General features: G+C 68.1%; 21 protein-coding genes. 16 read left to right on the top strand and 5 right to left on the bottom strand.

Annotated elements, in window-relative coordinates:
• Positions 1–231 precede the first annotated feature (231 nt).
• On the bottom strand, positions 232–1044 hold the full coding sequence (locus I6A81_RS10280) for an ABC transporter ATP-binding protein (protein ID WP_238429259.1): 813 nt from the start codon (positions 1042–1044) through the stop codon (positions 232–234).
• A gap of 364 nt (positions 1045–1408) precedes the next feature.
• Between I6A81_RS10280 and I6A81_RS10275 the strand changes: the two genes are divergently transcribed.
• The 14 genes from I6A81_RS10275 (at position 1409) to I6A81_RS10210 (ending at position 17493) form a co-directional block, all read left to right on the top strand.
• A complete protein-coding gene (locus I6A81_RS10275; protein WP_203003537.1) occupies positions 1409–2503 on the top strand; it encodes an LLM class flavin-dependent oxidoreductase in 1095 nt (364 codons plus the stop codon).
• A gap of 119 nt (positions 2504–2622) precedes the next feature.
• The gene (locus I6A81_RS45480; RefSeq protein ID WP_203003536.1) at positions 2623–3813 is read left to right on the top strand and encodes a cytochrome P450; all 1191 of its coding nucleotides are present in this window, start codon (positions 2623–2625) and stop codon (positions 3811–3813) included.
• Between the two features lie 161 nt (positions 3814–3974).
• A complete protein-coding gene (locus I6A81_RS10265; RefSeq protein ID WP_203003535.1) occupies positions 3975–5033 on the top strand; it encodes an NAD(P)H-dependent amine dehydrogenase family protein in 1059 nt (352 codons plus the stop codon).
• 124 nt (positions 5034–5157) lie between these two features.
• Positions 5158–5856, top strand: a complete 699-nt coding sequence (locus I6A81_RS10260; protein WP_203003534.1) for a hypothetical protein — start codon at positions 5158–5160, stop codon at positions 5854–5856.
• A 7-nt stretch (positions 5857–5863) separates the two neighbouring features.
• A complete protein-coding gene (locus I6A81_RS10255) occupies positions 5864–6553 on the top strand; it encodes a hypothetical protein (protein ID WP_203003533.1) in 690 nt (229 codons plus the stop codon).
• A gap of 140 nt (positions 6554–6693) precedes the next feature.
• Positions 6694–7695, top strand: coding sequence for an SDR family NAD(P)-dependent oxidoreductase (locus I6A81_RS10250; RefSeq protein ID WP_203003532.1), 1002 nt, complete (start codon positions 6694–6696; stop codon positions 7693–7695).
• Positions 7696–7743: 48 nt separating this feature from the next.
• Entirely contained in the window at positions 7744–8583 is an 840-nt protein-coding gene (locus I6A81_RS10245; protein WP_203003531.1) for a mycofactocin-coupled SDR family oxidoreductase, read from the top strand.
• Positions 8584–8640: 57 nt separating this feature from the next.
• Positions 8641–9705: an NAD(P)H-dependent amine dehydrogenase family protein gene (locus tag I6A81_RS10240; RefSeq protein ID WP_203003530.1), complete on the top strand. Its 1065-nt coding sequence runs from the start codon at positions 8641–8643 to the stop codon at positions 9703–9705.
• A gap of 302 nt (positions 9706–10007) precedes the next feature.
• Positions 10008–11090 (top strand): NAD(P)H-dependent amine dehydrogenase family protein, encoded by a 1083-nt coding sequence (locus I6A81_RS10235; protein WP_203003529.1) that lies wholly within the window; start codon positions 10008–10010, stop codon positions 11088–11090.
• Positions 11091–11174: 84 nt separating this feature from the next.
• Positions 11175–11498, top strand: coding sequence for a hypothetical protein (locus tag I6A81_RS10230; protein WP_203003528.1), 324 nt, complete (start codon positions 11175–11177; stop codon positions 11496–11498).
• A gap of 565 nt (positions 11499–12063) precedes the next feature.
• Positions 12064–13041, top strand: coding sequence for a cytochrome P450 (locus tag I6A81_RS10225; RefSeq protein WP_307874568.1), 978 nt, complete (start codon positions 12064–12066; stop codon positions 13039–13041).
• Between the two features lie 140 nt (positions 13042–13181).
• Positions 13182–13958, top strand: coding sequence for a GntR family transcriptional regulator (locus I6A81_RS10220; protein ID WP_307874567.1), 777 nt, complete (start codon positions 13182–13184; stop codon positions 13956–13958).
• A 341-nt stretch (positions 13959–14299) separates the two neighbouring features.
• On the top strand, positions 14300–15985 hold the full coding sequence (locus I6A81_RS10215; RefSeq protein ID WP_203003527.1) for a class I adenylate-forming enzyme family protein: 1686 nt from the start codon (positions 14300–14302) through the stop codon (positions 15983–15985).
• A 362-nt stretch (positions 15986–16347) separates the two neighbouring features.
• Entirely contained in the window at positions 16348–17493 is a 1146-nt protein-coding gene (locus I6A81_RS10210; protein ID WP_203003526.1) for an ABC transporter substrate-binding protein, read from the top strand.
• Between the two features lie 235 nt (positions 17494–17728).
• Here the strand turns inward: I6A81_RS10210 and I6A81_RS43165 are convergent, their stop codons facing one another.
• Complete coding sequence (locus I6A81_RS43165) at positions 17729–17935, bottom strand: helix-turn-helix domain-containing protein (RefSeq protein ID WP_203003525.1); 207 nt, start codon at positions 17933–17935, stop codon at positions 17729–17731.
• 61 nt (positions 17936–17996) lie between these two features.
• On the opposite strand from I6A81_RS43165, the gene I6A81_RS10200 reads away from it, so the two are divergent.
• Positions 17997–18566 (top strand): hypothetical protein, encoded by a 570-nt coding sequence (locus I6A81_RS10200; RefSeq protein WP_203003524.1) that lies wholly within the window; start codon positions 17997–17999, stop codon positions 18564–18566.
• Positions 18567–18842: 276 nt separating this feature from the next.
• Positions 18843–19697: an alpha/beta fold hydrolase gene (locus tag I6A81_RS10195; RefSeq protein ID WP_203003523.1), complete on the top strand. Its 855-nt coding sequence runs from the start codon at positions 18843–18845 to the stop codon at positions 19695–19697.
• A gap of 97 nt (positions 19698–19794) precedes the next feature.
• Here the strand turns inward: I6A81_RS10195 and I6A81_RS10190 are convergent, their stop codons facing one another.
• From I6A81_RS10190 to I6A81_RS10180, 3 genes are all read right to left on the bottom strand, one after another.
• Positions 19795–20565, bottom strand: coding sequence for an SDR family NAD(P)-dependent oxidoreductase (locus I6A81_RS10190; protein WP_203003522.1), 771 nt, complete (start codon positions 20563–20565; stop codon positions 19795–19797).
• A gap of 56 nt (positions 20566–20621) precedes the next feature.
• Positions 20622–21482, bottom strand: coding sequence for an SDR family NAD(P)-dependent oxidoreductase (locus tag I6A81_RS10185; RefSeq protein ID WP_203003521.1), 861 nt, complete (start codon positions 21480–21482; stop codon positions 20622–20624).
• A gap of 529 nt (positions 21483–22011) precedes the next feature.
• Positions 22012–22371: a hypothetical protein gene (locus tag I6A81_RS10180; RefSeq protein ID WP_203003520.1), complete on the bottom strand. Its 360-nt coding sequence runs from the start codon at positions 22369–22371 to the stop codon at positions 22012–22014.
• Positions 22372–22428: the final 57 nt, after the last annotated feature.

Genomic DNA, 22428 nt, shown 5'->3' with positions numbered 1-22428 from the left:
ACGCCCGCGGAGGCTCCCGGCACGCGGACGGTGGCGGGTGAAGTTAGCATGGCAAGTACTTACTACACAACCGCTGACCTGGGTGGACCTCAGCGACGCGCGCCGGGCCATGGACGAGCAGGTGGCCGGCGGCTCGGCCATGAGCGGTGCTCGCGCGCCCGCTACCTCGCTGTCAGACGGCGAGGCGCCAGGCAGCGACGAGCAGAAGCCAGGACCCGCGAGCGCGGGACGTCAGGCGCCGAGGTAGGCCGCGCGCACCACCGGATCGGCGGCCACCTCCGCGGGCGTGCCGCTGCCGATGACGCGGCCCTCCTGCATCACCAGGACGCGGTCGCTCGCGCTCATCACGAACGGCACGTCGTGCTCGACCAACAGGATCGAGCAGCCGGTGGCCGCGCGCAGCGCCTCGATCGTCGCCGCGAAGATCTCGACCTCCGCCTCCTCGAGCCCGGACGTGGGTTCGTCGAGAAGAAGGAGGCGTGGCCGGTCGACGATCGCCCGAGCCAGCTCCATCCGCCGCGCCTGGCCGATCGACAGCTCGGCCGCCGGGCGCCTGGCCTCGCCGACCAGGCCGCACACCTCGAGCGCGCCCATGACCTGCTCGCGGCGGGCACGCTCGATCCGCCGCCGGGACGGCAGGCCGAGCAGGTCAGCCCAGAAGCCACCGCCGCCGCCGCGCCACTCCAGCGCGGCGAGCGCGTTGTCCTCGACGCTGAGCCAGCCGATCGGCTGCTGGCGTTGGAACGTCCGGCGGATGCCGGCGCGCGCGCGCCGGTGGGCCGGATCGCGAGTGATCTCCCGGCCGTCCAGCCAGATCCGGCCCTCGCTTGGTCGGATCATGCCGGCGATGCTGTCGAACAGCGTGGTCTTCCCCGCCCCGTTCGGACCGATGACGCCCACGATCTCGGCCACCGAGACCTCGACATCGATCTCCCGCAGGGCGGTGATCCCCCCGAACCGAAGGGTGAGCCCCTCGGTTCGCAGGAGCGTCTCCTGGCCACGGGCAGCCTCGCGACTGACGGCCTCCGACTGGGTCATCGACATGAGGGCTTCCCTTTCAGCGCGGGCATCGAGCCCAGAAGGACCCTGAGTACGGCCGAGGCCGCGGCCACGTGCGAGGTGGCGGTGAGGACCGGAACTACTGGGGGCAGGCGCTCCACCAGGGAGTGGGCTCCGGCTTAGAGGTGAGCGCATGCTACACGCGTTCCCCGCGGCGCGGAACCCTGAAGTCAAGCCCGATGGCCACCCGGCTACCTGCGCATCCAGCGGCATGCGTCTTGCCAACCATCGCCAGGAGGGCGAAGATCGCCGGGTAGCGGCTCGGGTGCAGGTGAGCTGGTAGCTTCATTTTGAAGTAAGTACCTGCTACACTCGCCCCGGTCGAGGCCAGACTGCCGAAGGAGTATTCGTGAAGTTCGGGCTCTTCTACGAGATGTACGTCCCGCCCGCGGACCGTGCCGAGGAGGCCCGCGTCGTCCGCCAGACGGTGGATCAGATCGTGCACGCGGACCGCCACAACTGGGACTACGTCTGGCTGACCGAGCACCATTTCCTCGGCGGCTTCTCGCACATGTCCGCGCCGGAGGTCGTTTTCGGCGCTGCGGCGTACGCGACGAGTCACATCCGGTTCGGCTTCGGCCTGGCGTTGACGCCTCCTCAGTACAACCACCCGGTCCGCATCGCGGAGCGGGTCGCGATGCTGGACTGCCTCAGCGGCGGCCGTGTCGACCTTGGTTCCGGCCGGTCGACCACCCCCGAGGAGCTCTATGGCTTCGGCATCGACCCGGAGACCTCGCGCGCCCAGTGGGAGGAGGGGCTCGAGGCGGTGGCCCGGCTGCTCGCCGAGGAGAAGGTGTCCTTCGACGGCGACTACCTGAAGATGCCGCCGCGCACGACCTACCCGCGACCGGTCCAGCAGCCCCACCCGCCGCTGTGGGTAGGCGGTGTCGGGCCTGGCAACGCGGAGCGCGCCGCGAAGCGTGGCCTGGGCATGCTCTTCTTCGCGCTGAAGGCCGACCCTCCGTCACTGGAGGCGTCGATCGCCGCCTACAAGGAGAACATCACCAGCGCCGAGCCGATCTGCGGCGTGGTCAACAACCAGACCGCCGGCTTCGTCAACGGGCTGTGCAGCTACGACCGCGCTGCCGTGCGCACACTTGCCGCCGAGAAGACCGTGGAGCACACGTTCGCAGGTAACCAGTACATGCTCAACGGTTGGCCGGACGGCGCTCCCACAAAGAGCTACGCCCACGTCGGCGCGGGCGAGACGAAGATGTTCTTCGACGCCATCTCCGCGGACCCGAAGGCGGTGGCTGACGGCCTGCTCGAGGGCGGCTTCGTCATGGCGGGCACCCCGGAGGACTGCGCGAAGACCCTGGACGCCTTCCACCAGGTCGGGGTCGACCAGGTGATCATCCACATGCAGATGGGCAACGTGCCACACGAGCGGATCATGGAGTCGATCGAGCTCATCGGCAAGGAGCTGATCCCTCGGTACCGCTGAGTGGTCCGCCATCGCCGACGTGCGGCTGGCCTGCGGCCGTGTCCCAGCCGGGCCGGGCGTCGGCCTTGACCGTCGCCGCGTGGCGCTCGTCGCACCATCCGCACCGACGAAGGAGTCCGGTGAATCCACTCGACGCCGAACCCGAGGCCCGATACGCGGCCCTGTCGGCGATGCAGCGCACATGCCCGGTGCACCAGCTCCCCGGCGGGACCGGCTACATGGCCGTCAGCTATCCGGCTGTCGCGGCCGGCCTGCGTAGCATCAACGCCTTCGGAGGCAGCGCCGCCCAGGACGGGCTGCCGGAAGAAGACACCACGATCGCCGGCATTCTGGAACCGCGTCATCTCCAGATCCGACGGATCATCAACAACGTCGTCTCGGTGCACCGGTCCCAGCAGATCGGGCCGTACCTGGCCGCCTTCAGCCGTGACCTGGCCCGCGCGATGATCGCGCGGGTGTCGGAGGGATCACCGACCGTCGAGGCCATGGGAGCCTTCGTCGAACCCATCCCGCCCGCGGCGATGGCACGCCTTCTCGGGTTTCCGGAGGCGGACTCGGCGCGGTACTACGAGTGGGGAGCGGGGCTCGGTGTCAACATCGCCAAGGCCGTGACCGCCGGCCAGTCGATGGCGCTGCGTGACGCCGGCCCCGAGATGGCCTCGTACGTCGAGGAACGGATCGCGCAGCGGCGAGCGATGCCCGCCGAGGAATGGCCCAACGACGCACTCACCCGCTTTCTGACCACCGAGGTGGACGGCGAGCGGCTGTCCGACCGGGCCGTCGTCACACAGATCATGTTCGCGATCGGAGCGGGGAGCGACACCACGCGCAACACGCTCGGCAGCATGCTCCGCCGGCTGGCCGCGGACCCCGATCTCTATGCGGAGATCGTCGCCGACCGGACGCTGATCGAACCCGCCATCGAGGAGGCGCTGCGCGTGGACTCGCCGGCGCAGTTCCTCGTCCGCCGGTGCCTGGTTCCGGAGTTCGACCTGGAGGGCACGCAGATCAGCTCGGGCGACGCGCTGTTCCTGAGCATCGGCGCGGCGAACCGGGACCCGGAGAAGTACCCGGACCCGGTGTCCTACGACCTGCGCCGCGACAAGCTACGCGATCATCTCGCGTTCGGCACCGGCCCGCACACCTGCCCCGGGGCCAGTCTGGCCCGGCTGGAAATGAAGATCGCGATCAACGTCTGGTGTGACCACGTGGCGAGCTTCCGCCTCACTGATGGCTACAGCTGGGAGCACCCGAGGACAGGGATGTTGCACGGCCCGGCGCGGCTGTTCCTCGACATCACGCCCCGGTAGCGCCCTCGCGGGCGTCGGCCGGCGCCGTCGCCGTCACAGCACGGGGTACATAGATCACGGCTCGTCCGACCGCCGCCAGCGGGACATCCCCGCATATCGGGTCGTGACGGTTTGCGGCGGACCTGTCCGGTCCACGAACTCCATCAGTAAGGAGCGAACCCTTGCCCTACCGAGTGATCCAATGGGCGACCGGCAACGTCGGCACGCATGCCCTGCGCGCGATCATCGAGCGCGACGATCTCGAGCTGGTCGGCTTACGGGTCTATGACCCCGCCAAGGAGGGTATCGACGCCGGCGAGCTGGTGGGTCTCCCACCGACCGGCATCCTCGCCACCACCGACGTCGACCTGCTCCTGAAGACCGAGGCCGACTGCGTCAACTACAACGCGCTCGGCACGACCACCGAGGACCCCTTCGGCGCCCCGCTGGACGACATCTGCCGCCTGCTTGAGGCCGGGTACAACGTCACCACGTCGGCTATCGATCACCTGGTGCATCCCCCGTTCCTGCCCACCGAGGTCCGGGAACGCATCGAGCGAGCCTGCGAGGCCGGCGGGACGACGCTGTTCGGCTCCGGGATCAATCCCGGATTCACGATGGATCTGGTCCCGATCACGTTCTCCCGGGTCAGCCGGACGATCGACAGCATCCACATCACCGAGTCGCTGAGCATGGCCGCCTACACAGCCCAAGGCGTGATGCGGTTCATGGGCTTCGGTCAGCCCCCGGACGCGCACAGCTTCCTCGACGAGATGCACAGCGACCGCAACCGCTCCGTCTTCACCGGCTCGCTGCTCCAGGTCGCCGACGCGATCGGGTTCGAGATCGAGGACATCCAGTACACACGCGACTACGCGGTGGCCGAGGAGCCGATCGACATCGCCATCGGCCGGGTCAACCCCGGCGAGGTCGCTGTTCAGCGCATCCGCTTCGTCGGTATCGCGCACGGCCGCCCGGCACTGACCAGCGAGTTCGTCTGGCGGATCACCGACACCGTCGTCCCAGAATGGATCACGGGCGACCGGTGGATCATGAATATCGTCGGCGACCCGACCATGCGGGTGGAATGCCAGGCCGAGACCCAGATGGACGCGAAACGGCCCACGTCGCTCACCGTCGCGATGGCTCCCGTGAACGCCATTCCCAGTGTGTGCAGGGCGACCCCAGGCATCAAGAGCCCTCTCGACCTGCCCGTCTGGGGCGGCGGCCGGCTCACCTGACCACCGACGGATCAGCGCGCGGGCCGTGGGCGATGCGTCCACGCCGCGGGCGGCCGGCGGGCGGCCCACGCAGCCATACAGACGATTCTTCCGGGCCAGGCGCCCAGGGTAAGGCAGGTGATTCATGCTCTGGCTTCATCAGGTCCACCACCTCCGGCCGGCTACCAGGGACCGCTTCGCGCAGGTCGTCCAGGAACGCTGGCTTCCCGAGGTCGCCACCCGGCCGGACACCAGGCTGGCGTGGTTCGCGACCTCGACCCGTGGCGCTGTGCACGCCGACGAAGCCGTGACGATCACCGGAGTCGCCGACGGGGCCGCGCTCGCCGAGCTCGGGGCCCGCGTCCACTCCGGTGATCTCACCGACCTGGCCGCGGAGCTGAGCAGTCTGCGCGACGGAGTCCAGACCCGGATTCTGGAGCCGCTGGACTACGACCCCTTCGCGGTCACCAGCGTCACCGAGATCCCTGCCCAGCCGGGGACGGGACCTTCCCGGTCCTACATGCACGACTTCGTCCCACCGACATTCGGGAACATGCGCGCCTACGAGGACATGATGCGCGAGCGCTACATGGCGCTCACGGAGCAGGATCTGTCCGGGGTGGCGCTGCGCGCGAGCTGGCGCACGGTGCCAGGCGGCGGCCCGGTGCCGGAGATGTTCAACCTGAGCGAGATCCGGAGCACCGCGGCGCTGGAACGTCTGGTGACCGAGGAGATTCCCCGCGAGTACAAGGCGATGGGGACCTGGATGTGGACGGCGCTGGCGACCCGCGACAGATGGACCACCCGTCTCCTGCGTTCGGCTCCCTGGTCCCCCCTTCAGTGAGGTCACGATGACTGTGCTGCTGCAGGACTGTTTTCAGGTGAAGGGCCGCGAGGAACTCCCGTTCGAAGAGGCGCTACGGGAGCGCCCCGGGCCCGGCCAGGCAGGCGCCCCGGGGCGGCTTGTACTGGCGGCCTGGGTGCCGCACGGGGCGGGCGAAGGTTACGAGTTCGTCACCCTGACGGAACTGGCCGACTCCACCGAACTCAGCGCGCTCTACCGCTGGCACGCCTCACCCGACGGCGCGGCATGGAACGCGACCGTCCAGGGCATGTGCTACGGGCAGCTGTCCACCCTGCACGAGCTGCGTCACGGGACGCTGGCCACCGTGGCGGCGCAGACCGCGGCTCACGGCGGCGGGGAGACGCGCCCACCGCTCTACCGGCTGGACCGCCTGACCGTGTCGAACCCAGCCGACGCGCTGGCGAGTGTCGGAAAGCAGTTCGCCTCCGGTCCGGCAGCCGCGGACCCGCCAGTCATGACCCCTGTCGCGTGCTGGAGCCCGCTGCTGTCCCTGCTCGACACGCCGCAGGTCAGCGTTCTGTACCGGTTCGCCGACGACGGCTTCCGGCGCGCGGTCGACCTGGATTCCCCCGTCGAGTACTGGAGCGGCGAGCTCGACCTGGAGGCGCACGCGACCGCGCGGCACACGAGGATCCTGCGCGGCGCGCTCGGCGCATCGACGTCCCCCGCCTCCTGACGCGGCGGCCCGGAGCGGAGCGGACGGCCAGGAACGCGTCGGACGGCCGGCGTCAGGCGGCCGCGCGCGGCGCGGAACGGGATGCCACCGAGAGCCGGTGGCGTCCGGCATGACACGGGGCAGGGATGGGAGAGAAACACATGACCGCGGACCGCTCGTTCGACCAGGAACTGCGCTTCGACGGCCAGGTCGCGGTCGTCACCGGCGCGGGCAACGGTCTCGGCAGGGCCTATGCGATGGCTCTGGCCGCCCGCGGAGCCGCCGTGGTGGTCAACGACCTCGGCGGGGACATCTCCGGGGCCGGTGGCTCCGCCCGGCCGGCCCAGACGGTCGCCGCGGAGATCACGGCGGCGGGCGGCCAGGCGACGCCGAACTTCGACGATGTCACGGCGCCCGGCGGCGGGGAGCGCATCGTCGCGACCGCGATCGAGACCTTCGGGCGCATCGACGTCCTCGTCAACAACGCCGGCATCCTGGACACCTCGGAGTTCGTGACCTGCCCCGACGAGACAATCCAACGAACCGTCGCCACCCACCTGCTCGGCACGATGGCCGTGACCCGCGCGGCGCTGCCGCCGATGCTCGACCAGAAGCACGGACGCATCGTCTGTACGTCGTCGGGCGCGGTGTTCGGCAGCCGGGAAGGCGTGGCCTACCAGGCCGCCAAGTCCGGTCTGATCGCGTTCACCCGGGCCGTCGCGCAGATCGGCGCCGAACATGGCGTGGCCAGCAACGCGGTGCTGCCGACCGCCTTCACCCGGATGACGAGTTCGATCCCGCCGGGCGCGTTCCGGGACTTCATGGAGTCCCGCTTCACCCCGGAGCGGGTGGCCGCGGCCGTCCTCCTGCTCGCGCACGCCTCGTTCCCGCACTCCGGTGAGTGCTTCCTGGTGGGCGGCGGCCGGATGGCTCGGCTCGTGCTCGGTGTCACGGAAGGCTACATAGCCGACGATCCGACACCAGAGGAGTTCCGCGGCCACCTCGACACGATCATGTCGACAGGGACGCTGCTCACGCCGGCCAACCGGGTCGAGGAGTTCGAGTCCTACCTCCCCCGGCTCGGCTTCGGCGCCAGCCTGGACCAGCTCGTCGCGCCGGCGGATGCCCCCGAAGCAGGAACAGCGGTCCGAAACGGCGACTGACGCAGCCAGCCACCCACACACGTATTCGTCTGAGAGAGAGGACTCCCCATGGGCAGGGTCGAGGGCAAGGTCGCCCTGATCACCGGCGCCGCGCGAGGGCAGGGCCGCAGTCATGCGATCGCGCTGGCGCGCGAAGGGGCGGACATCATCGCGGTCGACCTGTTCGAGCAGATCGACGAAGTCCCCTATCCGATGGCGGTGAAGGAGGACCTCGCCACGACGGTTCGCGAGGTCGAGGCCCTGGGGCGGCGCATCGTCGCGCGGGAGGCGGATGTCCGCGACCTCGAGGCTCTGGCCGCCGTGGTCGGCGAGGGCGTCGCCGAGCTGGGCCGCCTCGACATCGTCTGCGCGAACGCGGGAATCACCGGCCCGTACGCCCCGGCGGCAAGCGCCGCCGACCGCGTCCGCATCTTCCGCGCGGTCGTGGACGTCAACCTGACCGGGGTCTACATCACCATCGAGGCCAGCAAACAAGCCATCATCGACGGTGGCAACGGTGGATCGATCATCATCACCAGCTCACTCGCGGGGCTGCGCACGCTCGGCGCCGGCGGCGGTTACACCGAGGCCAAGCACGGCCTCGTGGGCCTGATGCGCGGCGCCGCGCACGAACTCGCGCCCCACCTGATCCGCGTGAACAGCATCCACCCTTCGAACGTCGCCACTCCCATGATCATCAACGAGATGGCCTTCCGCACCATCCGCCCGGACAAGGAAGCCCCGACGCAGGACGACCTCGGCGAGGTCCTGGGCCTCATGAACCTCATGCCGGTGCCCTTTCTGGAGTCCAGCGACATCAGCAACGCCGTGCTCTTCCTCGCCTCGGATGAGAGCCGCTACATCACCGGCGTCACGCTCCCGCTCGACGCCGGCGCCGCGATCAAGTAGAGGCGGGCGGCCCCTCCCACCCGTTCGCATGTCACCAACCATCCGCGGGAGCGCCTCATGTACCGAGTGGTGGTATGCGGCACCGGCAACGTCGGTCGGCACGCCCTACGATCCATCGTCGACCACCCCGACCTCGAACTCGCCGGCGTACGCGCCTATACCGCCGCGAAGCGCGGCACCGACGCGGGCGATCTCATCGGCACCGGTCGGACGGGCGTCACCTGCGTCGTGGACCTCGACGACGTCCTGAAGACCGAGGCCGACTGCGTCTGTTACACCGCGTTGGGGAGCACGGTCCCCGGCGGCTTCGACCGCACCCTCGACGAGTTGTGCACCCTCCTGCGGGCCGGGTTCAACGTCACCTCCAGCGCCCTGGAGCACCTCGTCCATCCGGCGATCCTTCCCGACGCGCTGCGGCGCCTGAGCGACGCGTGCGCCGCCGGGCAGTCCAGCTTCTACGACACCGGCATCAACCCGGGCTTCACGATGGACCTGTGGCCGATCACCATGAGCCGGCTGAGCCGGACGATCGACCAGCTACGGGTCACCGAGGTCGTCGACATGTGCCGTTACGACTCGGGGATGGCGCGGGACTTCATGGGATTCGGCCTGCCAGCCGGCGACCGGCCCATCGACGCGATGCACCGGGACAGCCCGCGGTCGCCCTTCTACGCCTCGCTTCGACAGGTCGCCGACGCGATGGGGCTCACCTTGTCCGACGTCCGGTATGAACGCGCGGTCGCGATCACGGACAAACCCGTCGACGTGGCAATCGGGACGCTCGAGCCCGGCACGGTCGCGGCCCTCAAGATGATGTTCATCGGGGTCGTCGACGGCCGGGACTTCCTGGTCAACAGCTGGGTCTGGCGGATGTCGGACGACGTCGCCCCGGAGTGGCCAACCGGCGACCAGTGGATCCTGGAAATCGACGGCGACCCACAGGTGCGCTCCTCCTTCGCGCTGAGCACGACGTTCGACGCCCGCCGCCCGGTGTCGCTGACGGTCGCCACCCTGAACGTCAACGCCATCCCGGCGCTCTGCCGGGCCGCGCCGGGCGTGCAGACGAACCTCACCCTGCCCGTGCTCGCGGGCGGCTACCCCTCGTGGTCCACGGTCGCGTGACGTGGCCCGTCCTGGTCGGCCTCATGACGCCCTCCCGGCCGGGCACTGCCGCCAGGTGAGTGAGGTCCGTTCTCGGAGGTATGGGCCGCGAGCACGGCGGTCGGCGGCAGGGTCCTGGCGCTGGTTGTCGCCCGCGTCCTCCACGACGGCGCGGACCTGACCGACGGGAAGCCAGCCACCGCCTGGCCCCGTGCGGGCAGACACGCGTCTGCCACGCACTCCTCCAACGACTCCCGACCACACCGAGATCATGGCGATATGCCATGCAGGCAATCGACCTTCCAGGACAGCGGAGCAATCACATGGCACGGGTCATCCAGTGGGGCACAGGAAACGTCGGCCTGCATTCGCTGCGCGGCATCCTCGAACGGCCGGAGCTGGAACTGGTCGGGCTGCGGACCTACCTACCCGCCAAGATAGGTCGGGACGCCGGTGACTTCGTCGGCCGCCCGAGGCTGGGCGTGACCGCGACCGACGACGTGGACGCACTGATCGCGACCGAGGCCGAATGCGTCCTGTACAACGCCCTCGGTACGACTCTTGTGTCCCTGGACCAGCCAGTGGACGACATCGCCCGATTACTGGAGTCCGGCAAGAACGTCATCGCGAGCGCGGTCGATCTGTTCCTCTACATCAGGCCGGGTCTGGCGCCCGCCCACGTCACGCCGGAGATCATCGCGCGCCTGACCGCGGCCTGCGAGGCAGGCCAAAGCACCTTCTACGCGGCCGGCATGACCCCAGGATTTGCCCTCGACCTGTGGCCCATCACGATGACCAGGGTCTGCCGGCGCGTGGACCACGTCAAGGTGACCGAGATCGTCAACATGCACGACTACCAGTCGTCGACCATGGCTTTCATGGGATTCGGGCTTCCCCCGGACGCTCCCGCGGGGATGTACGGCCTCTTCGAGGACGCCCAGAACTCCCCGTATGCCGCGGCGCTGACCCTTCTCGTCGAGGCGATGGGTGAGCACCTCGACGATATCCAGTACGAACGGGAACTCGCGACGACTCCTGTGCCGCTCAGCGCACCTTCCGGAGAATACGCACCCGGGACCGTCGTCGCCACCCGCTTCAGGTTCGTCGGCATCGCGGCCGGCAGGCCCCTCGCCACCGTCGAGTACGTGTGGCGCGTCACCGACGATGTCGCTCCCGCCTGGCCCACCGGGCACTGCCGCTGGATACTGGAGATCTCCGGCGAGCCGACGTTGCGCACCGAGATGACGTTGAGCACCGAACAGGACGCCCGCCGGCCCACGTCGCTGACGGTCGCCATGCACGGGCTCAACGCGATTCCCGCCGTCGTCGCGGCGCCTCCCGGCCTCGCGAACCACCTCACACTCCCCGTTTTCGGCGGACGGGGTCGTCACAGCCTGCGGAGCTGACGGCCTTCCAGTCCGCGCTCAGCGCCCGCGCGATGTCGGGGCGGATCCCGAAACGGCCGGAGACCACTACCAAAGGAGTTCCCAATGTTCCTGCTGGTGCGCGGCGACGACGGGCAGGCGGTCGAACTCCTCGAGGCGGACGACTGCACGCGCCTTCATGTCGAGGCGGTCGGGGCCGAGGACACCGCGGTGATCGGGGCTCTGCGCGCCGCTGGTCTCACGACCGCCGTGGTCAGCGACGGCGAGGTTCCCCTCGGTCTCGCCGCCCTTCGCCAGGCCGCCGGAGCACGAGCCACGGCGCCCGACTGGGAGGCCCGCTTCGACGGGATGATTGCCTACGCCCGCGGCAAGGGCTGGGTCGACGACACGGCTGGAACCGTCACGGCGCACATCGCCAGGCGCCCATAGAGCCGCATGTCGGGGCACAGGGAGCCGTCTCCGGCCGTCCAGGCAGCAGGCACCAGGGCCGCATCGTCCCGGCGGGTGCGGTCGGGCCGCGGGGACTGACCTGTCACCGCGATAGCACTATTGTCAAGTAAGCACTTGCTAGTCTAGGTTGTCTGACAGCTGGACTGGGCGCCGCGGGTTCCGCACGCGGAACGCCCGGAACCCGCGGGTTCGCACTGTCATCGGAGCCCGCCGGTCCTACCAGTCGGCAGCGACCCACAGAGCAGTCGAGGCGGCCTCACTGACCGTCCGGCCTTGTCCCAGGAAGTCGTCGGAGGGCGCCGTGAGCATCTACAGAAGATCGCCTTCGCTGGACGCGATCGATGTCTTCAGCCCAACCCGCTACCTGGCCGGCATCCCGCACGACGACTTCAGACTGCTGCGGACGGAGGCCCCGGTCCACCGGCATCCCGACCCTCAGCGACCAGCGGGGTTCTGGGCCGTCACTCGGCACGCCGACGTCGTGCAGGTGTCGCGTTCCTCGCCAACCTTCTCGTCCAACCGGAGCACCTGCTTTCTCGACGAGGTGCCCGACGAGAAGCTCGCGGAACAGCAACTCATGATGTTGAACCTGGACCCACCGGAACACAGCCGCCTGCGGAGCCTCGTCAACCGAGGGTTCACTCCTCGGATGATCTCGCGGATGCGGACGCGGCTCGAGCAGGCCTGCGCGAGCATCGTCGACGACGCGCTGCGGGTGGGAACCGGTGACTTCGTCGAGTTGGTTTCCGCCGAGCTCCCTCTGATCGTGATCGCCGAGCTCATGGGCGTGCCGATGGAGGACAGGTCCAAGCTCTTTGAATGGTCGGTCCACCTGGCCTCGACGCCCGAGCTGGGCTCGGAGCAGGCCACGACCGCGGCGATGGCGGTGTACCAGTACGCCAATGGCCTCGGCGCGGCGAAGAGGAGCTGCCCCGCCGACGACATCGTCAGCCGACTGGTCGCGCCTGATGACACGGGCCGTGAACTCTCCGAGCTCGAGTTCGACCTCTTCTTCCTTCTCCTGATGTTCGCGGGCAACGAGACCACCCGGAACGCGATCTCCGGTGGAATGCGCGCGATGATCGAAAACCCCGAGCAGTGGGAGCGGCTGCGATCGGACCCGGACCTCGCTCCGCTCGCGGCAGACGAGATCGTACGCTGGGTCAGCCCTGTCAACGCCTTCCGCCGTACAGCCACGAAGGACGTCGAGCTGGGTGGCGAGCTCATCAGCGAAGGCGACAAGGTCGTCGTCTTCTACTCGTCCGCCAACTTTGACGAGACCGTCTTCGCCGACCCCCTCGCGTTCGATATCGGACGCACACCCAATCCGCAGATCGGCTTCGGCGGCGGCGGACCCCATTTCTGCCTCGGCCGCCATCTCGCGATGCACGAGATCGAGATCATGTTTCGCACCTTGGCCGAGCGCATACATCGGGTCGAGCTGACTGGGCCGGTACGTCGGCTTCGGTCCAACTTCATCAATGGGATCACCGAGATGCCAGTGCGTCTCATCCCAGCGTGACCGCCGCCGGCCAGAATCGGCAGGCCCTCGTCCTGAGGCCGCCCTCCCCTCGAGACGAACCAAGCTGAGATCAGGCCTGGAGACGCCTCCCAGCCTCCGCCGACCAGGCCCGCGTCGGGGCACCGAGGAGCGCCGACGCAGTGACCCACCACCTGATGGAAGCTGCCGACGCACAGCCGCCGCGACGTCTGAAAAGGAGCGCGACCATCTCTCCGAACCGCCGGATGGCGCAGGCCCCGGGGGCGCGCGGTGCCCGCGCCGGAGACAGCCGGCCTGTCGTCGACCGTCAGAGCAGCAGTAGCCAGGTCGCCAGCTACCTCCGGGCTTCGATCTTCGCGGGGACGCTGCGACCGGGCGACTATGTCAGGCAGAACGAGCTAGCCAAGAAGATGGGCGTCAGCCGCATACCGGTGCGTGAAGCGCTCGTAGCGCTTGAACGCGAAGGCTGGATCTCGATCGAGCCCCACCGCGGCGCATTCGTGAACGGATTCGACGAAAATTCGATTCGGGACCACTACGCGCTGCTCGGCGAACTGTACGGGCTGGCCGCCGAGCGCGCGACGGAGCGTGGCGATGCCGACGGTTTCGACGCGCTGGACGCCGCCGAGCGCGTGCTGCTCGCCGCCGACGACCCGGACGCGGTGCGGTACGCGAGCGCAACCTACCTGCATCAGACTCTCGCGATGGCCCGATCCCCGCGGCTGCACTCATTCTCGCGGCTGACGATCGAGGTCGTTCTTGGCAACCTCTTCGCGCACATACCCGAGGCGGTCGAAGAGCACAAGCGCGGGGTCAGCGCCGCGCACCGGGCCATCAGGAAAGGTGACGGCGCCCTTGCCTACGCCGAGTTCGCCGCGCTGCTACGCGGCTACGGCGACCATGCGGTAGACCTGCTGAGGGCCCGTGGCATCCTCTAGCCGCCCGTCGACCGGCCGGACAGGCGACGGACCTCGGACCTCCTTGGGCCTCACGACGTCCTGCCCCGGTACCAGAGCGATGCCGCACCAAGCTTCTGAACCGGCCAACCCGGTTCGCTACGGCCCCAGTCGCGCGCGCAGCCGACACCGCGCTCCTGCCGGCCTGATTCGTGTCACGTCCAGGAACCGCGAGAGATCCGAGGAAGACTGGGCACGATGCCGGGAGAACAGTCGGCTAACTCCGGGCCTTGACTGGCCGTCCGTTCATCGGCACGCAATCTAACAATACCGCCGACACGCACGACTGACAACAGAAGCGCACATCCACGGAGGAATGGTCCATGTCGCTAGATATCGCGCGTAACGCGCTACTCCAAGCCGACCACCGCCTGACCGGCCCGGGCGGTCCGTTCGAAGTCACCGAGGATCTGGTTCTCGGTGAACGGATGCCGGTGTTCAGAAATCGACCGACCTCGTTGCGCGAGATCTTAGCCTCTTCAGCGTGCTTTGGCTCTCGCGACTGTTTCGTCTTCGGGGACGGGTCACGCATCACGTTCGCCGAGCTCCCGTCGCGGGTTGCGTCCACCGCGGCCTTCCTGCGTGATGTGCATGGTGTACGGCAGGGCGATCGAGTCGCGATCTGCGCGGCGAACGGGCCGGGCTGGCTTCTGGTGCTCTGGGCCACCACCTCGCTCGGCGCGGTTCTCGTGGCAATGAACGGCTGGTGGAGTGAGCCCGAGATCGAAAACGCTCTGGATCTTACAAGCCCGGCTGTCGTCTTCGCTGACGAAAAACGAGGGGCACGCCTTCCCTGCTCCTATGTCGACGTCGACAAGACCTTCGGCGACATGATTCGGCACGCGCCGGACGCTCCCCTTCCCGACTGCCCGGTCTCCGAGGACGATCCTGCCGCGCTGATCTTCACCAGCGGCACCACCGGACGGCCGAAGGCGGCCTGCCTGTCCCATCGGAGCCTTGTGGCGTTCATCATGATGCAGGAATACCTAGGGGTGAGGGGATCCGCGCTTCGCGGCGGCGCCGCGCCCGCTCGCCCGGCTACCAGGCTGGCCGTGTTCCCGCTGTTCCACGTATCAGGGCTGGCCGCGACGTTGACGGCCGTCCACGTCGGGGCCACGACCGTGTGGCCCCTGGGACGTTTCGACCCCGGCATGGTCATCGACCTCACCGTACGTGAGGGGATCAATATCTGGGGCGGCACGGTGACGCACATCTTCCGGCTCCTCCAGCATCCTCGCGTCGGCGAGGTGGACCCAAAGCAGATCGCCAGCGTCGGAATTGGCGGATCGGCGACCACGCCGCAGCTTGTCCGAATCATCGAGGAGCGGTTTCCGCATCTGGCCGGCACATCCTCCTCGGGCTATGGATCAACCGAGTCGGGCGGACTAATATCGTGGACGCCGGAGGCGATGCTGGCAGAAGCTCCCGACTGCGTCGGCCCCGTACTTCCAACGGTCGAGGTGCGGATCGCCGACGACCGCGGCGATCCCGTCAGCGACGGACATGACGGTGACATCTGGGTTCGCAGCCCGCTCCTGATGATCGGCTACTGGAACAACGACGAGGCCAACGCCGAGGCGCTCGCGCCGGGCCGTTGGCTCCGCACCGGCGACTACGGACGGCTCGAACACGGCGTGCTCTTCCTCGCCTCCCGCCGACGGGACCTGATCATCCGTGGCGGAGAAAACGTGTATCCATTCGAGATCGAAAACAGGCTCGAGGAGCACCCGGACATCATTGAAGCGGCCGTCATCGGTGTCGACGACGACGAGTTCGGCCAAGAAGTGAAGGCAGTCGTCGTGTTGCGGGAGGGGTCGAGCCTGGACGCGGCCGGTATGCGTTCACACTGCGCCACGACTCTGGCCTCCTACAAGGTTCCCACCCGCGTAGAAATACGACACACCGCGCTTCCCCGGAACCCGACCGGAAAAGTGATGAAGCAGGTCCTGGCTGGTCTCGACGCAGGTACGTTCGTCGACGACGGCAACGCCAGCGAGAAAGAAGACTGAGTCGGAACCGGGCTTCACGCCGTTTCCACCTACCTAGGCAACGGCACGTGTCTGTCGACCTCCGCACTTGGCCTCCCGTCCCCGTGCGCCATCCGGACGTTTTCGATCCGCTGACATGGTGTTGTCGGGTGAGTTCAACAGAAAGTAGCTCGCCGGTCACCGCCGTCATCCTACGGCTTCATTCACGCCGGCGGTGGCGCCTGAAGCAGCCCTGAGAAAGGAGCACCGTGTTGAGCGGTCGCCTACCGAAAAACAGCCGCACGGTCGCCACGCTCGGCGCGGCACTGGTCATGTTAGGCGTCGCCTCATGTACACCGGGATCCACGTCTTCGGCATTCCCGTCGTGCCCACCATCACCGGGCGTGTCGACCGATGAGATCAGGATTGGTGTCGTCTTTCCCGACAGCGGTCCTGTCGCACCGGCGCTGTCTGTCGCGCGTGGTGGCATTGAAGCGCGGCTCGAACGAGCCAACGCCGAGGGTGGCATCCATGGCCGGCGGGTGGTGTACGACTGGGCGGATGACCTGGGCACGGCCAGCGGAAACCTGAAGGCAGTGCAGACTCTTGTCGAGCAACACAGCGCCTTCGGGCTGATCGAAGCGACCACGGCGGCGTCCGGCGGTGAGATCTTCCTCCGCGAACGCGGCATTCCGGTCAGCGGGCTCCCTGCCGAGCGAATCTGGTCGGAGGCCGCCAGCTCGAACATGTTCGCGTTCTCCTACGTCATCACGGACGGCCCCTCGGTCGATACATACGGCAGGTACGTGAGGTCGCGGGGTGGCACCGACGCGGTCGTCGTCATGAACGACGAGCTGGCATCGATCGGTAATGACATGGTCCGGCAGATCACAGAGAGCCTCGCTTCCCAGCAGATCCTGGTAGAGCCGCAGCGGATTGATTTCACCCCCGGAATTTCCGATCCAGGGCGAGTCGCCGAACAGATTCAGAGATCGGGAGCAGACGTGGTGGTTGTCGCCCTGTCAGCCGCGGACTCTGCCTCGATCTTGTCCCGCCTCGGTCCCGCGCGGGCGAGGGTGCGTGTCATGCTCGCGATCGGCGGCTTCAGTAGCGAGTCCTTGCGGGACTATGGACCGAGCCTCGCCGGCGTCACAACCTTCCTCGACTACGTTCCCTTCAAACAGATGACCACCGGCCATCGACAGTATCTGGATGCGATGTCCGCGTACGCGCCCGAGACTCAGCCACCCGACGCCCAGACCGCCGTTCAGAGCTATATCGCCGCCGACATGTTCCTCCGCGGCCTAGAGGAGGCCGGCCCATGCCCGACCCGCGCCGGCTTCATCACGTCGCTGCGAGCGGTGAAGGACTACGACGCCGACGGGCTCATTGCCGGAAACCTCGACCTCACCCGGGACTTCGGGCTGATCAACACCTGCTACACGATTGTTCGGGTCAACGCCGCGGGCACCGATACGGAGATCGTCGAGAACGACACTCCGGGCAGCCAGGACCGGCACCTCTGGTGCGGCGAGCGGATCACACCCTAGCTAAGACTCGATGCCCCTGAATTGGCGATTTTGCGTTCTGGGGAGATGCTGCGTGCCGCCGCCCGAGCGACGATGGTGATCAGGCTGGTTTGGCGAGTTCGGTAAATGCGACCGCCAGCCGAAGTCGAACCCCGCGAGCAGACCCGGCCCTCAGCTGGGTTCTGGCGACCACTCGACTACGTGCCGCGCGGCTTCCACCGCCGTCTGCCGCGGCGGATCGCGCTCAGTGTGGCGGTCATGGCGTTCTGGATCGCGCGAGCGTCCGCAACCACAGCGCAGGCAGCAGCGCGGCGCGGTCGGGGAAGTGGTGATAGACCGAGCGCTGGGTGCTGACGCCGCGCGCGACGGCGGACATCGTGACTCCGGCCGGACCGCGTTCGGTGACGAGCCCGGCGGCCGCGTCCAGCAAGGTGTCGGCATCGTCACGAACTGGTCGTCCCACGTAGTAGAGAGTATCCTCCAAAATATTAGAGATATCTCTCTACATGGAGGGCTGTGGACCAATGGCCGTTCTCAACGTGCACAGTCGTCGGCTTCCGGCCGCCGCCGAGCAGGTCGGCGTCCTGTTGGACTCCTTGGCGAGTCCCGCCGACCGGCTGTGGCCGCACCAGACCTGGCCGTCCATGCGCTTTGACCGCCCCCTGGAGGTCGGCGCGGTCGGCGGTCACGGGCCGATCCGCTATCGGATCGAGGCCTACCTACCGGGCCGGTGGATCCGGTTCCGCTTCACAGCACCTCGGGGATTCGACGGATTCCACGAGTACATCGTGCGAGAGTCCTCCGACGGCCACGCGACACTGCAGCACCTGTGCACGATGCGACTGCGCGGATCAGCCAGGCTCACCTGGCCGCTGTTCTACCGGCCATTGCACGACGCGCTCATAGAAGACAGCATCGACCTGGCCGAGTGGGCAGCCACCGCGGCAAGTCAGCCAACCGGCCGTTGGACGTATCAGGTGCGCCTCCTGCGCGCGCTATCTGGACGGATCCGCCGCCGCGCCGCGCGCGGTCACAGCCAGCACCTCACGCCACCCATCGACGGAGGCGATCCCAAGAGCGCCAAGCGTCACTGAGAGTTGCAGCTGGGGGGATGGTTGGATTCTCCCGCCGATTTCGCTCGCTGACCTTGCCATCCACGACCTTCACCCTCGATACGCAGCGGTGGTCCCGCTCAAGAGCCCGCGCTATCGACGAACGATCACGTTCCGTTACGCCAACACCCTCCTACTCGGAGGATCCAGCACAGCCACCTCCCAGGGTGCACTCAACCTCGCGGCCAGCGTCTACCTCCGGGCGCCCGCCAATATCCGACGAACCAACACCTACGGCCACGACCGAAAGGATCAAGCGTGCGTGTGGCGTCCCTGCCAGCGGGCGAGATCGAGTACCACGAGACCGGTGTGGGCCCACCCGTCGTTCTGCTGCACGGCCTGCTCATGGACCACACGGTCTGGGACCAGGTGCTCCCGCTGCTGCCAGACGGATTCCGTTACCTTCGGCCGGTGCTTCCGCTCGGGGCGCACCGGCGCGCCATGCGGCCCGACGCTGACCTGACCCTGCCCGCCCTGACCGCCTTGGTCGCCGACCTCCTCGACGCCCTTGACCTCACCGACGTCACCTTCGTGCATGCCGACTGGGGTGGAGGACTCTTCCTCACCGCCCAGGGCCGGGACCAGCGGGTCGCCCGGCAGGCGGTTCTGCCCTGCGAGGCCTTCGACAACTTCCCGCCAGGCCTGCCCGGGAAAATGGCCGCCCTCGCGGCGAGGACCCCCGGCGGCGCACGGTTCGCCGCCCGCCAGTTCCGGATCCGCTGGCTGCGCCGGCTACCAATCCTGCTCGGACAGATGGCGCGCGACCCGATTCCCGACGAGACGATCCGCGGCTGGACCGAGCCGCTGCTGCGCGACGATGGCGTGCTGCGCGACCTGCGGGCGTACTGCCGCACCCACTTCGACCGGCTCACCCTGATCAGACAGACCGAAGCACTCGCCAGCTTCACCGGCGAGGTCCTCGTGCTGTGGTCCCCCGACAACAAAGTGATGCCACCGGCCCACGGCCACCGGCTCGCCGAGCTCATGCCGAGGGCACGCTACGCCGAGATCCCCGGCGCGCGTGTCCTTTCCATGCTCGACGAGCCCGAAGCCGTCGCCCTCGAGCTCACTGCCTTCCTGCGCGGGTCGAGCGGCCCCACGGACCTACCCTGACCCACCGAGGTCGCCCGCGCAGACCGGAGCGTTCGCCACATTGCCTGCGGGCGGCGCAGATCGTGTACCTGTCGCCAAGTTACCTAACAAATTCCTACTAGAACCGTCCCGGGGTGGCGAATGCTCGGACGGCCTCGGCGCGTCCCTGAATCGTGGACCGGTTGATTGCGATCTCGAGGGAGGCATGTCCGCCCGCGATCCACAACGGGCCGTTGGCGATATTGTCGAGAGCTTCTTGGGCGGCGTCGTCGGGCGACTGCGCGGCGTCGAGGGTGTAGCCCGCCCGAACCATCGCCGGGGTTGCGGTGAGACCTATGCTGACGTGGAGCACGTCAACTCCGTACTTCTGGCACTCGATCCACAGCGCTTCGCTGAAGATACGGCTGAACGCCTTCGATCCACAATAGGCAGCGAGGGTCGGCGCGCCCATGAAGCTGGCGTGTGAGCCGGAAAGGATGATTCCCCCTCGTCCCCGGGCACGCATCAGGCCGCCGTAGTGCCGCGCGAACTCGGCCTGGCCCAGCACGTTTATGGTGATGACGTCTCGGTACACGGCGGGGTCCAGCTCGACAAAGTCGCCGCGGACCTTGTTGGCGCCGGCGTTGTAGATGAGCAGGCCGACCTCGACGTCGTCGGTGACGGTCCGGGTCTGCTCCAGCGCGTCCGGCCGGCTCAGGTCGACGGACAAGATGCGCACCTCGGCGCCGTCCGCGCGCAGATCATCAGCCAGGTCCTGTAAGGGGCCCGTCTTGCGGGCGGTGAGGACCAGCTTGAATCCCTGAGCCGCGAGCTTTCGGGCGTAGCTCTCGCCAATGCCCTCCGAGCCTCCGACGATCAGTGCCCACGGCCCATACTTATCCAGATCCATGATTTCCCCTCCGCCTGACGGCGGTGTTCTTGGCCGGGTGGTGGTTTCGTTGTGGTTCAGGCGGATTTTGTGAGCTGTTCGTCCGGGTCGAGGCCGAGTTCTTTGAGTTCACGTTCTGCCCAGAACAGCCGGCCGGTGTACTCCATGGGGTCGGCGCAGGAGGCGAAATAGGCCAGCATGCGGGCGGGGACAGCCATCGGCACGGCCACGGTGTCGTCGAGGCCGGCCTCCCGGACGCGGATGGCGACGAGTTCGGTGGCCACAAGGCCCGGGTGCAGGCCGATGACCGCGATTTTCTTACGGGCGAGTTCGGGAGCCAGGACGTTGCCGAGCCGGTCGAGCGCCCGCTTGCTCGAGAAGTAGCCGGGCACGGCCAGGCTGAACTCCCCGATGCTGTCGAGCTGAGGGAGCTCCTCCGGCTCACGGAAAACCTCGCCGCTGCCGGTGGTGACGTTGAGGATCCTGCCGCCGCCGCGGCCTTCCATGATCGGTGTCACCAGTTGCATGAGCGTGAAGGGAGCGTGGACGTTGACGTCGAACTGGTACAGCCAGTCCTCGCGGGTCAGCTCCAGGAAACGTTTGTTCCAGATGTCGCCAGTCGTGGCGGCGGCGTTGTTGATGAGTACGTCGACACCACCGAACCGGTCGACGGCGGCGTCGACCAGACGCTCGAGGTCCGTGCTGCTGGCCAGATCGGTCTGCACCGCGATCGCGCTGCCGCCCAGATCCTCGAGCTGGGCCAGCGTCTCGTTCAGGGTGCCGGGCAGGCTCCTGTCGGGCTCGACGGTCCGTGCGGCCAGGACCACGTTTGCACCGCGGCGGGCGAACGTCCGGGCCGCCTGCCGGCCGACCCCCCGACTCGCCCCCGTGATGATCACTACCTTGCCGGTCAGGTCCAGCTCTTCCTGTCGCCGCATCGCGATGCAACCTCTCCCATTTGACCAGTGTTCAAATGGGAGGCTAGCACCAACCGCAGGAAGTGAACACCTACTCCTCCAGATGGGAATGGACCCGCGAAGGCGGTGCCGCGCTGGTCGGGCGCCGTGGCTGGACCTGCCCCGGGCGAGCGTGATCGAGTGGCGCATCGTCGGCGTGTCCGTTCCGTCGTTCTGGGCTCCGGTTCGCCGGGTTCCGGTTCCCGCCAGAGGTGATCGTGCTGGCCATCAGGTGTACCTGCGCTAGGCGCCGCCCTAGCGGACGTCGAGGAGCTACTGACCGAACGCGGCGTCACCGTCGATCACGCCAGCGTCTACGGGTGGGCGCGGCGCCTCACCCTGTTGTTGATCGAGACGGCCCGGTCATTCAGGAGTGCGAGGGGCGACATGGTGCCGGTCGCGTCCCGCCCGCCACGACGGGGACCTCGGACGGGACGCCGGCGGGCCGTGGCCGGGTCGCGAACCCCTTCCACTCCGACCTGGCCGGGCCGCGCCATCGGCTGGCCGCTGGTCAGCTGGTGCCCGGCGGCCGGCCGCGGACCGCCTCGACCAGCAGCCTGATGGCCCAGGTGACGGCGTCGCTGGCCTGGCCGGTGTCCAGCTTCCAGCCGGCGATCAGGCGTTCGAAGGTCGGGAGGTTCCACACCACGTCGATCAGGGCGGCGGCCTTCAGCCGCTGCTCGTCGGACCAGTGCGCGGGCGCCGACGCGGTGACGGCCGCCAGGAGTGCCTTGCGCCGTCGTTCGTCCTCTGGCACGAACGGTTGCCGCTGCTGGTACTCGGTAATCCCTCGCCAGACCTCGAACGAGGACAGCGAGTCCAGGACGCGACCGGCGAGTTCCGGTAGGTCGTCTAGACCCGTCTTCCGCACATGGGATTTCGATGCGCCGGCTGACCCGGTTATCGATCAAGGTGGTCGGGTCGGGTC

Origin of the sequence: Frankia nepalensis, from assembly GCF_016786325.1 — a bacterium.
Lineage (GTDB): Bacteria > Actinomycetota > Actinomycetes > Frankiales > Frankiaceae > Pseudofrankia > Pseudofrankia nepalensis.
Note: the sequence above shows the minus strand (reverse complement) of the source record. Positions and strands in the feature narration are given on the sequence as shown.